14 protein-coding genes are annotated in these 11354 nt (G+C 49.1%); 6 read left to right on the forward strand and 8 right to left on the reverse strand.

Annotation, left to right across the window (positions count from 1 at the left end):
- The coding region (gene ggt / locus FDX03_RS23710) for a gamma-glutamyltransferase (RefSeq protein ID WP_249357127.1) at nt 1–925 on the forward strand (925 nt) is incomplete at its 5' end.
- 72 nt (nt 926–997) lie between these two features.
- Here the strand turns inward: ggt and FDX03_RS20005 are convergent.
- From FDX03_RS20005 to yhhY, 7 genes are all read right to left on the reverse strand, one after another.
- The gene (locus FDX03_RS20005; protein WP_049014307.1) at nt 998–1249 is read right to left on the reverse strand and encodes a hypothetical protein; all 252 of its coding nucleotides are present in this window, start codon (nt 1247–1249) and stop codon (nt 998–1000) included.
- Nucleotides 1250–1271: 22 nt separating this feature from the next.
- Nucleotides 1272–1550 (reverse strand): YrhB domain-containing protein, encoded by a 279-nt coding sequence (locus FDX03_RS20010; protein ID WP_137346476.1) that lies wholly within the window; start codon nt 1548–1550, stop codon nt 1272–1274.
- A gap of 37 nt (nt 1551–1587) precedes the next feature.
- Nucleotides 1588–1848, reverse strand: coding sequence for a hypothetical protein (locus FDX03_RS20015; RefSeq protein WP_137346477.1), 261 nt, complete (start codon nt 1846–1848; stop codon nt 1588–1590).
- Between the two features lie 18 nt (nt 1849–1866).
- On the reverse strand, nt 1867–2361 hold the full coding sequence (locus tag FDX03_RS20020) for a YrhA family protein (RefSeq protein WP_137346478.1): 495 nt from the start codon (nt 2359–2361) through the stop codon (nt 1867–1869).
- A gap of 20 nt (nt 2362–2381) precedes the next feature.
- The gene (tssD, locus tag FDX03_RS20025) at nt 2382–3536 is read right to left on the reverse strand and encodes a type VI secretion system tube protein TssD (protein WP_137346479.1); all 1155 of its coding nucleotides are present in this window, start codon (nt 3534–3536) and stop codon (nt 2382–2384) included.
- 272 nt (nt 3537–3808) lie between these two features.
- Nucleotides 3809–4693, reverse strand: coding sequence for a hypothetical protein (locus FDX03_RS20030; RefSeq protein WP_137346480.1), 885 nt, complete (start codon nt 4691–4693; stop codon nt 3809–3811).
- Between the two features lie 46 nt (nt 4694–4739).
- Nucleotides 4740–5228: an N-acetyltransferase gene (yhhY, locus tag FDX03_RS20035; RefSeq protein ID WP_137346481.1), complete on the reverse strand. Its 489-nt coding sequence runs from the start codon at nt 5226–5228 to the stop codon at nt 4740–4742.
- 471 nt (nt 5229–5699) lie between these two features.
- On the opposite strand from yhhY, the gene FDX03_RS20040 reads away from it, so the two are divergent.
- From FDX03_RS20040 to gntU, 5 genes are all read left to right on the forward strand, one after another.
- On the forward strand, nt 5700–6737 hold the full coding sequence (locus FDX03_RS20040) for an oxidoreductase (RefSeq protein WP_137346482.1): 1038 nt from the start codon (nt 5700–5702) through the stop codon (nt 6735–6737).
- A 123-nt stretch (nt 6738–6860) separates the two neighbouring features.
- Nucleotides 6861–7556, forward strand: coding sequence for a quercetin 2,3-dioxygenase (gene yhhW, locus FDX03_RS20045; RefSeq protein ID WP_016151113.1), 696 nt, complete (start codon nt 6861–6863; stop codon nt 7554–7556).
- A 129-nt stretch (nt 7557–7685) separates the two neighbouring features.
- Nucleotides 7686–8681 carry a gluconate operon transcriptional repressor GntR gene (gene gntR / locus FDX03_RS20050; RefSeq protein ID WP_003023473.1) on the forward strand — a complete coding sequence of 332 codons (996 nt, stop codon included), beginning with the start codon at nt 7686–7688 and terminating at the stop codon, nt 8679–8681.
- Nucleotides 8682–8822: 141 nt separating this feature from the next.
- Nucleotides 8823–9353 (forward strand): gluconokinase, encoded by a 531-nt coding sequence (gene gntK, locus FDX03_RS20055; RefSeq protein WP_048213572.1) that lies wholly within the window; start codon nt 8823–8825, stop codon nt 9351–9353.
- Nucleotides 9353–10693, forward strand: a complete 1341-nt coding sequence (gntU, locus tag FDX03_RS20060; protein WP_003023477.1) for a gluconate transporter — start codon at nt 9353–9355, stop codon at nt 10691–10693. Before gntK ends, gntU begins: the two co-directional genes overlap by 1 nt.
- Before the next feature lie 83 nt (nt 10694–10776).
- Here the strand turns inward: gntU and FDX03_RS20065 are convergent, their stop codons facing one another.
- Entirely contained in the window at nt 10777–11223 is a 447-nt protein-coding gene (locus FDX03_RS20065; protein ID WP_137346483.1) for a hypothetical protein, read from the reverse strand.
- Nucleotides 11224–11354 lie beyond the last annotated feature (131 nt).

The raw sequence follows: 11354 nt of genomic DNA on the forward strand, positions 1-11354 counted from the left end.
TGAGCGTACGCCGATTAGCGGCGACTATCGCGGGTATCAGGTATTCTCTATGCCGCCGCCGTCCTCAGGCGGGATTCACATCGTGCAGATCCTCAATATTCTCGAAAACTTTGATATGAAGAAGTACGGGTTTGGCAGCGCCGATGCCATGCAGGTAATGGCTGAAGCGGAGAAATATGCCTACGCCGACCGCTCGGAGTATCTGGGCGACCCGGATTTTGTGAAGGTGCCGTGGCAGGCGCTGACCAATAAAGCCTATGCCAAATCGCTTGCCGATCAAATTGATATCAACAAGGCTAAGCCTTCCAGCCAGATCAAACCTGGCAAGCTCGCGCCGTATGAAAGCAATCAGACCACCCATTTCTCGGTGGTGGATAAAGACGGTAATGCCGTGGCGGTGACGTATACGCTGAACACCACCTTCGGCACCGGGATTGTGGCGGGTAACACCGGCATTCTGCTTAATAACGAAATGGACGATTTCTCCGCTAAGCCGGGCGTACCAAACGTTTATGGACTGGTGGGCGGTGATGCCAACGCGGTTGGGCCTAAGAAGCGTCCGCTGTCATCGATGTCGCCGACTATCGTGGTAAAAGACGGGAAAACCTGGCTGGTTACCGGCAGCCCTGGCGGGAGCAGAATCATCACTACCGTGCTGCAAATGGTAGTCAACAGCATTGATTTTGGAATGAATGTCGCCGAAGCAACCAACGCGCCGCGCTTCCATCATCAGTGGTTGCCGGATGAACTGCGCGTTGAGAAAGGGTTTAGCCCGGACACCATTAAGCTGCTGGAGCAGAAAGGGCAGAAAGTCGCGCTGAAGGAAGCGATGGGCAGCACGCAGAGCATTATGGTAGGACCGGATGGTGCACTGTATGGCGCATCCGACCCACGTTCCGTGGATGATTTAACGGCGGGATACTAAGGATAATGGCCCTCTTCGGTGGGAGAGGGCTGATTTGGACAGTTTAATTTTTAGCGAACATAATATTTCAAACTAAAAAAGATGCTGTTGCTCTTTGATCAAGTTAAAGCCATTTTGGGCTACTTTGTAGCGTGGTCTTGATTTATCTTCGCCATATACAACATCAACCAATCCGCTATTGACAAGGCTCGTTACGATATTCGCAACGTTACCAAATCCAGGAACGTTTCTCGTATAAAGCGCACGATCCAGAGCTATCCAGTTCCAGTTAATATCTTTTTCGGCCATAACTTTCAGTACGTTAAATTCTGTTTCAGTTATCATAGTTGATCGTATCCGAGTGAGCTTAGCTTCGTGTTGTTTTGCTCGTTTCGTAGTCTTTTAAATATTTCTCCAGCGGCCAGGCAGTACCTAAATCAACGATTTCACCGCTATCTTTATCGATGATGAAAGGCACATTTCCTGCCAGGCGGGAAGCGTTGTCTCCGGTTTCGAGGTATTCCCTCGATTCGAAGCAAAAAAACCAACCTTCTGCAAACCGTCCGTGGAGAGTGATGACGACAGGAGCATCCTCATCGTAAAGATATTTATTGGCTTTGTTTATGGCTTCTTCGTAAGTGATCATAAAGATCCTCCTGACTGTACGAAATGTTATCGTTGATCTACTTCTTTTTTCGCTCAAGCCCAATATATTCAACAAAATCCTCCCCAGAGTAAATATTCATTCTTATTCTGAGAATATCTATTGCATCTTTTGCTAGTTCTTTAGGTATGAATAAAACAAAAACTCTGTCATCGCCATCAATAATTGTCCCTAATACCAATTGCGAAAATATATCGTCTGGCAATATATAATCACCTAATGTATTCCTGATTATTTCTTTTGCTCTTTTCTCTAAAACGTCTAACGGTATTTTTTTCATTGTGTGTTCTTGTCTTTATTAACGAACAGTATCTAAAATTGCATTTAAAAATTCAGTGAAGGATTTAAATGTTCCAAATACATTGTCAGTGCCAATGTTATCTCTAATTTCAAAAAAACAGGTTTTAGTATCATAGGTGAATAACGAAATACTATCATCACCAATGACTAATCGTTCTGCGATATCAGGGTTTATATAGTCATCATTATTTCTATAAAATTCGTTCATGATAAATAAGTTCTTAACTAAAGGTTCCGGTATTGAAAGACTGAAAATTCTTAATCCGTTATACTCAAACCCATCCATTGTTTCTAAGAATGTTAAATAATCAGGTTGATTAGAGAATAATATGCAGACTTCATTGCATAATTGTTCGAGTATCGGTGATGTTTCAGTTTCAGAGTTTCTTTTTGTGATGCTTTCAACAAAGGCGTTCTTTATGGCGTCTTCTATAGGGTAATCGAACTCATCCATCATCTTTTTTAATTCAACTAAGAGAAATTCAATTTTCATTTTTATTTAATCCTGGATTGCTATTTGAGTGGATAAATTGAGCCTGATGGGATAGCCCAGAATGTTGTTTTGCTTTCACCTGGTAACATTGTTCTTGTTACATTGGATTGCATATTGGTAAATACTTTGTGATAAGGCTCATTTTCTATTAATATTAAATTATCAAAGTTGTTTGTTCCTCCATCATCTAATGGTAACTTATGGTGAACACTATAGTTATAAGGCGTATTCCCATTACTCATTCTTAAAAAGTCATTTGAGTTAAATCTACTCACTAAACTTGGATTTTTTGCGAGATCAATAAGGAATTTTTTCCTTATGGTACTATTAAATTCCTTTCGCAATACTGCTGCTTCAGTGGGGTTTCTTCGGGTATAATTTATTTCTTTTATTGTTACGCCACTGAGTAATTTCGGCTCACCTCTCAATCTTCCAAGATAGATATTAATCTCTTGATAAATTTCAGAATTAGAGCGTCTAGCTAACAAAATAGAACCTGCTGCAAGTGCAGCGCCTGCAGTTTTTTCATTCAGGACCTGATCGTAGCCCTTAATCGCATCACCTCCCAGCTTCTCTGCCGTTTCCCTGAAACCTTCGATATTCCCGTTGTAGATCCCTCCGGCGGCAAGCAGTCTGCCAATCCCTTTGCTGTTTAACGTTTTGAGGCCGTTGTCTGTGGGCGTTTTTGGAGGGGGGATAAACAGGCGGTTGTAGTTCTCGGGCAACGCCAGGTAACTGAACTCAGTGTTGGCAACAAGATGTTTGCAGAGGATATATTCATAGCTGATGGTTATTGTTTCTGTATCTAAACTATTTTCACTGAACTGCTGCTGAATACCGGATAAGAAAGCTCCCCGCAGTTGAATATAATAATACTTCTCCCATCTACCGAATCTATTGATGCGGTAGAAATAAAACTCCATAAACAATTGCTCGTTGTTGTTAATCGCATTAATAAACAACGGCGTGCTTTTATCGATCAGCTTACAAAAGCGTAGCCCGTGCAACTGAGAGCCTTTGCCAGTACTGGTTATACTATTAGCGAGCGAAAAGGCAAAGATTTCGTCCTCGTGTCCGATTTGCCAGCGATTACCCACAGATGCAGTGGTTCCACATCCGTCAGAAATAGCGCCTTGTTGCTGCCCTGAAATCATCAGATAGACGATATCACTCATGACATCCTTATCCTTTTATTACGTATTTTCGTAAAACGGAGGTTTTTACTCTTCCATTTTTAATTACGCTTTTTGATGGCGTTCGTATATAGCAGAAACAAAACGTTTCATTTTAAGTGGGATTTGCTGAGGATAATCTGAATATAAATAATGTATGGGGCAAGTGTTTATGTATTTAATAACTCTGACTTATTAATTGAATATGTGTTGATATTTTTTATTCCATATTGATGACCTACAGAATTCTGAACGTTGCAGGCCTTATTAGTTCCTTAAGGAACATACTGTTGCAGTGATTCGGACCAGCGAAATATGTGACTGCTTTTATCCTGCAGGTTCACGACCTCTAAATCATAAAATCCCTGCGTCTTTGCCGACCGCAATTTCAGGATGTACTTACTCTCGCTGATGTCGTGCTGTCGCGTTCCGTCCTGGTTCCAGTCTCCGGCGATGTCCTGATATTGATAAACAAGGTCGGAAAACACGTTGATTATCTTGTTATCTTTGATCGTGTACAACTCCAGCACTTCATAAAATGCGCCGCCGCCGGAGTAGGCATCGGAGTAGCCACCGCGCACCCCGAACGCCAGAGTATCAGGCGCGATCCGGTACGGTGCCAGATCCAACTTTGTATAATAAGCCAGCGGTCTGACGGACTCATCATCGCTCTCTTTTTCAGCGGCTTTATTCCACGCTGAGATCTGGTTTAACGGTTTTTCCGAGCGGGCAATTGGCTGTAGCTGTTGGTTCTGCCAGGAAAAAACGCCGAGATATAATTTATTGGCGCGTCCGTTGCTGTAGTTTTCCGGGCAGGTGTTATCCGCGTATTTTTTTGCTTGCTCGGCGTCAGCCTTATTATCGGCAAAACAGGCAATGCCAATATATTTACCGTCTTTTCCCCAGGCTTTGGCGCCGGTGAGGATCAGATTATTAGGATCTTCGTTCGGCGCAACCCAGCCAATCCACTGTTTCTCTGATAATCCCTGCGGAAGTTCACCAAATCCTTTCGCAGGTGTTGCCCCTGCCATTTGCTCTGCAAAAATCTGTTTACCTTCAGGATGTTGAATGGCACCGGGTACGGCATCGAGATTTTGTACGGTAGTGGCAAAAGCAGGGGAGAGCGAGGCCAGCAAAACCAGGGGAACAAACTTTTTCACTATTGCGTCCTTTCAATAAGCAGGGCGATAAGACTCGCCCTTAAATTTATTTCACGCGTGCCATAAAGTAGGCATCAACATACTCACCGTTGCGCAGGCCGTATTTCTTACCGGTGCCTTCGATTTCAAAGCCGTACTTTTTGTAAACCGCCACAGCAGGCTCATTATCGACAAACACAGTGAGTTCAATACGTTCGACGCGCAGCCAGTTGTCGCACATGTCGATCATCGTGCGGATGAGGGCGCTGGCAACGCCGCGATTGTGCCACCGGGCATCCACGCAGATACCAAAATCGGCCACGTGGCTGCGGCGGGGGCGCTGAGCAACTGCAATGGAAAGATGTCCCACGACGATATCATCGATGCAGGCAACCAGCTGTTTGATCCCCGGTTGATCGGTTAGCCGCGCTTGCCACATTTCGAGGGAAGGATGAGGAACCTGTAGCGTGTTGTGGTACACCTCCGGCTGGGCGTGGATCTGACGAATTGCGTCGTAATCTTTCGGTTCAGCGTGGCGTATCACTATCTCACTCATTCCTTATCTCCTTCAGGGTTAATTGAGTCTTTACCCTCGCTGAGAAAGAAAATTCCGTCAACTGCATTTTTTTGCAAAAAGAAGTAGACAAGTGCGAATGAGAATGATTATTATTGCTCTGCGTTCAGGGGAACCCCTACGGAGAACCTGAAAGCACGACATTGCTCACATTGCTTCCAGTATTACTTTAGCCAGCTTTTGCTGGCTTTTTTTTTGGGGCTGGGTTTCGGGCTAGTTTGCTTGTCAGCTTAATCCCGGGCTGTGCTCGCAATCCTCACGTACTCTGTGTACGCTCCGGTTGCTGTGCGCAGGCCGTGAATAATCTGCCTGCGCCACTGACGCCCGAGCTTGAGGCTACTGCTTTTGTAGGCCGGATAAGGCAATGCCGCATCCGGCACGATGACAGGATGGATTCAGTCTCCAGCCGCTTTGCGCTATGGTGTAGATAATCATCTTCAAAAGGACTGTCTCATGACCTTACACTGCGCATTTATTGGTTTTGGTAAAAGTACCACCCGCTACCATCTTCCCTACGTTCTCCACCGCAAAGATACCTGGCATGTGGCGCACATCTACCGTCGCAGCGCCAAGCCGGAAGAGCAGGCGCCGCAGTATTCACATATTCACTTCACCAGCGACCTCGACGAGATCTTAAACGATCCGCAGGTGAAGTTAGTGATCGTTTGTACCCATGCTGACAGCCATTTTGACTACGCCAAACGTGCGCTGGAGGCGGGTAAAAACGTGCTGGTTGAGAAACCGTTCACGCCGACGCTGGCAGAAGCAAAAGTGCTGTTCGAACTGGCGCAAAGCAAAGGGCTGACCGTTACGCCGTACCAGAATCGCCGTTTTGATTCCTGCTTCCTTACCGCCAAAAAGGCGATTGAGAGCGGCAAACTCGGCAAGATTGTTGAGGTTGAAAGCCATTTCGATTACTACCGTCCCGAAGCAGAAACCAAGCCGGGATTGCCGCAGGACGGCGCGTTTTATGGCCTGGGCGTACACACCATGGATCAGATTATCTCGCTGTTCGGTCGCCCTGAACACGTGGCCTATGACATCCGCAGCCTGCGTAATAAAGCGAACCCGGACGATACCTTTGAAGCACAGCTGTTTTACGGCGACCTGAAAGCCATTGTTAAAACCAGTCATCTGGTGAAAATTGACTATCCGAAGTTTATCGTCCATGGCACCAAAGGCTCGTTTGTGAAGTACGGCATCGACCAGCAGGAAACCAGTCTGAAGGCCAATATCATGCCGGGTGAGCCTGGTTTCGCTGCTGATGATTCCATCGGAATGCTGGAGTATGTCAACGATGATGGCATCACAGTAAAAGAAGAGGTGAAGCCGGAGATGGGGGATTACGGTCGCGTCTATGATGCGCTGTACCAGACGCTGACCGCCGGTACGCCTAATTACGTCAAGGAATCTGAAGTTCTAACCAACCTGGAGATCCTCGAACGCGCCTTCGAACAAGCAACGCCTGCCACGATAACCCTCGCCAAATAGCGTTAATCGACTCCTCTGGGCTTGTTCATATTTTTTGAACAGAGGAGTCAATTTTCACCCTCTATGATCCCAGGCAGATTGAGTCCACACTTACTCCATCGAAAACATCTGGGGGTGAACACAATGATCTATTTACGCAAAGCTAACGACCGCGGTCATGCGAATCATGGCTGGCTCGATTCCTGGCATACCTTCTCTTTTGCCAACTACTATGACCCGAACTTTATGGGGTTCTCGGCACTGCGTGTGATTAACGATGACGTGATTGACGCAGGTCAGGGCTTTGGCACTCATCCCCATAAAGACATGGAAATCCTGACCTACGTGCTGGAAGGCGCGGTGGAGCATCAGGACAGCATGGGCAACAAAGAGCAGGTTCCTGCCGGTGAGTTCCAGATTATGAGCGCCGGGACGGGGATCCGTCACTCGGAGTACAACCCGAGTAATACTGAGAAGCTGCATCTGTATCAGATCTGGATCATGCCGCAGGAAAACGGTATTACGCCGCGCTATGAACAGCGCCGTTTCGATGCCGCGCAGGGTAAACAACTGGTGCTGTCGCCTGATGCCCGCGATGGCTCGCTGAAAGTGTACCAGGATATGGAGCTGTACCGCTGGGCGTTACTGAAAGATGAGCAGTCGGTACATCAGATTGCCGCTGAACGTCGCGTCTGGATCCAGGTCGTTAAAGGCAACGTCACCATTAACGGAACCAAAGCGACCACCAGTGATGGTCTGGCAATCTGGGATGAACAGGCAATTTCTATTCATGCCGACAGCGACAGCGAAGTGTTGTTGTTTGACCTGCCGCCTGTATAACGTGCTGTAACCTGATGTAGGCCGGATAAGACGCGAAAGCGTCGACATCCGGCTTTTCATCGTTTGTCATTAATTCCGCACGTCCGTGGTAAACTGGGGGAATCTATCCCTTTTTAACGCTTCAGGACGATGAAAAAGAAAAGACCCGTACTTCAGGATGTAGCCGACCGCGTGGGCGTGACCAAAATGACGGTCAGTCGCTTTTTGCGTAACCCGGAGCAGGTCTCCGTGGCGCTGCGGGGCAAAATTGCCGCTGCACTTGATGAGCTGGGTTATATTCCCAATCGCGCTCCTGATATCCTTTCTAACGCTACCAGCCGCGCTATCGGCGTGTTGTTACCGTCTCTCACAAACCAGGTTTTTGCTGAAGTGTTACGCGGCATTGAGGCCGTCACCGACGCCCATGGTTATCAAACTATGCTCGCGCACTACGGCTATAAACCCGAGATGGAACAAGAGCGCCTGGAATCGATGCTGTCGTGGAATATCGATGGCCTGATCCTCACCGAACGTAGCCATACGCCTCGTACGCTGAAAATGATTGAGGTCGCCGGTATCCCGGTGGTTGAGTTGATGGACAGCCAGTCCCCGTGTCTGGATATCGCCGTCGGTTTCGACAACTTCGAAGCCGCGCGCCAGATGACTGCCGCTATCATCGCCCGCGGACACCGTCATGTTGCCTATCTTGGCGCACGTCTTGATGAACGTACTATCATCAAACAGCGGGGCTACGAGCAGGCAATGCGCGATGCCAACCTGGTGCCGTACAGCGTGATGGTGGAACAGTCTTCTTCCTACTCCTCCGGTATTGAACTCATCCGTCAGGCGCGGCGCGAATATCCGCAGCTCGACGGCATTTTCTGTACCAACGATGACCTGGCGGTAGGGGCGGCCTTCGAATGCCAGCGTTTAGGGCTGAAAATCCCGGATGACATGGCGATTGCCGGATTCCACGGTCACGACATCGGGCAGGTGATGGAGCCGCGTCTGGCGAGCGTGCTCACGCCGCGTGAACGGATGGGCAGCATTGGTGCTGAACGTCTGCTGGCGCGCATCCGTGGTGAAGCAGTCACACCTAAAATGTTAGATTTAGGTTTCACCTTGTCACCGGGCGGATCTATTTAAGCCAACAAGTTTGAAGTAGCTCACACTTATACACTTCGAGCACGAATGGATATTGCTTCTCTATTTATCCGGCTGGACAATGTTACCGATAACAGTTACCCGTAACAATTTCCAGATTCTTGTACCAGTGGGGGCAACGCTTTGAGCACGACTAATCATGATCACCACGTTTACGTTCTGATGGGCGTATCGGGCAGCGGTAAATCTGCTGTCGCCAGCGAAGTGGCGCATCAACTGCAGGCCGCGTTTCTTGATGGCGATTTTCTCCATCCGCGCAGCAACATCATGAAAATGGCTTCCGGTGAGCCACTCAACGATGACGACCGTAAACCGTGGTTACAGGCGCTGAACGACGCCGCTTTTGCGATGCAGCGTACCAACAAGGTTTCGCTGATCGTCTGTTCCGCTCTGAAAAAAGTCTATCGCGACCAGCTGCGCGATGGTAACCCGAACCTCTCTTTCATCTATCTGAAAGGGGATTTTGACGTTATCGAAAGCCGTCTGAAAGCGCGTAAAGGCCACTTCTTCAAAACGCAGATGCTGGTGACCCAGTTTGAAGCGCTGGAAGAACCAGGTGCGAATGAAAGCGATGTACTGGTGGTCGATATCGATCAACCACTGGACGGTGTGGTCGCCAGCACCATTGAGGTTATTAACCAGGGCAGTAAGTAGTGAGTACATTAACGCTTGTTTTAACAGCAGTAGGGTCCGTTTTATTACTGCTGTTTTTAGTGATGAAGGCGCGTATGCACGCCTTCCTTGCTTTGATGGTGGTGTCTATTGGTGCAGGTCTCTTTTCCGGTATGCCGCTCGATAAAATCGCCGCGACTATGGAAAAAGGGATGGGAGGCACGCTCGGTTTCCTGGCGATTGTGGTGGCGCTGGGGGCGATGTTTGGCAAGATTTTGCATGAGACCGGCGCAGTCGATCAAATTGCCGTCAAAATGCTGAAATCCTTCGGCCACAGCCGCGCACATTACGCGATTGGCCTGGCCGGTCTGATTTGCGCGCTGCCGCTGTTCTTTGAGGTGGCGATTGTGCTGCTGATTAGCGTGGCGTTCTCGATGGCGCGTCACACCGGTACCAACCTGGTTAAATTAGTCATTCCGCTGTTTGCGGGCGTGGCGGCGGCTGCGGCGTTTTTACTGCCGGGGCCAGCACCGATGTTGCTGGCTTCGCAGATGCACGCTGACTTTGGCTGGATGATCCTGATTGGCCTGTGTGCCGCGATTCCGGGCATGATTATCGCCGGACCGCTGTGGGGCAATTTCATCAGCCGTTACGTTGAGCTGAACATTCCTGATGACATTACCGAGCCGCATCTGGGCGAAGGTAAAATGCCGTCCTTCGGCTTTAGCTTGTCGCTGATCCTGCTGCCGCTGGTATTGGTTGGTCTGAAAACCATCGCCGCGCGCTTTGTGCCGGTTGGTTCTTCAACTTACGAATGGTTTGAGTTTATCGGTCACCCGTTTACCGCGATTCTGGTAGCATGTCTGGTGGCGATTTACGGTCTGGCGATTCGCCAGGGTATGCCAAAAGACAAAGTGATGGAGATCTGCGGTCATGCGCTGCAACCGGCGGGGATTATCCTGCTGGTGATTGGTGCAGGTGGCGTGTTTAAACAGGTGCTGGTTGATTCCGGCGTCGGTCCGGCGCTGGGCGAAGCGTTAACCGGAATGGGTCTGCCGATTGCCATTACCTGCTTCGTGCTGGCGGCAGCGGTGCGTATCATTCAGGGGTCAGCAACCGTGGCGTGCTTAACGGCAGTCGGTCTGGTGATGCCGGTGATTGAACAGCTGAACTTCTCCGGTGCGCAGATGGCGGCACTGTCAATTTGTATCGCGGGCGGTTCGATCGTGGTCAGCCACGTTAACGACGCCGGTTTCTGGTTGTTCGGTAAATTTACCGGCGCAACGGAAGCACAAACGCTGAAGACCTGGACGATGATGGAAACCATCCTCGGCACGGTCGGCGCAATTGTCGGTATGATTGCCTTCCAGCTGTTGAGCTGAGTCCTGTTGCCCGGTGGCGCTTGCGCTTACCGGGCCTGAATTCATTGCACATCGTAAGCCGGGTAAGCGTCACCCGGCTTTTTTTACAGCATTACCATGCCTTCATCTGTTTTCAACCAGCGCGGCGCTTTCAGCGTGTCGGCGAAATAACCCACCAAATCCTGCAACAAATCACCTGCCACTCGCTCCATATCATCAGAAAGCGTTTTGCTCATCAGTAAATGCGTCAAAAGCTGGCAGTAACGTCCCATCTGGTCGGGCTCAGGCTCGAAAAGGGGAAAACGGGTCGGTAAGGTTTCCACTGTCAGGCTGGCCTGTAGATGCTGCGGTACAGGCTCCGTTAAGGTCGGTTGTAATAATGCGAGACAGGCCGACAGACGTGCACAAATCGCCAGCTTTTCAACCGGGTCATGGCATTCAACCAGTCCTTCGACAAAACGCTCGCAGTTATCCGCCAGCTCGGTGAAATCCGTGGCATGGCTAAAGGGCAGGGTAAATATAGAGTGTGAAAAGAGAGGGGTCGTCGCCATAGGGCAGCCTCCAGTATGTTTTATTTAAACCACCACCGGAGAGGCTAATCTCGCGGGTGGCGGAATCGAGCGGAGTTAGCCTTACCGGTCATACTGGATACCGGCGCGTCTTGCGACGCCCCCGCTCGACC

The sequence above is a fragment of the Citrobacter sp. wls827 genome, from assembly GCF_005280875.1.
GTDB lineage: Bacteria > Pseudomonadota > Gammaproteobacteria > Enterobacterales > Enterobacteriaceae > Citrobacter > Citrobacter youngae.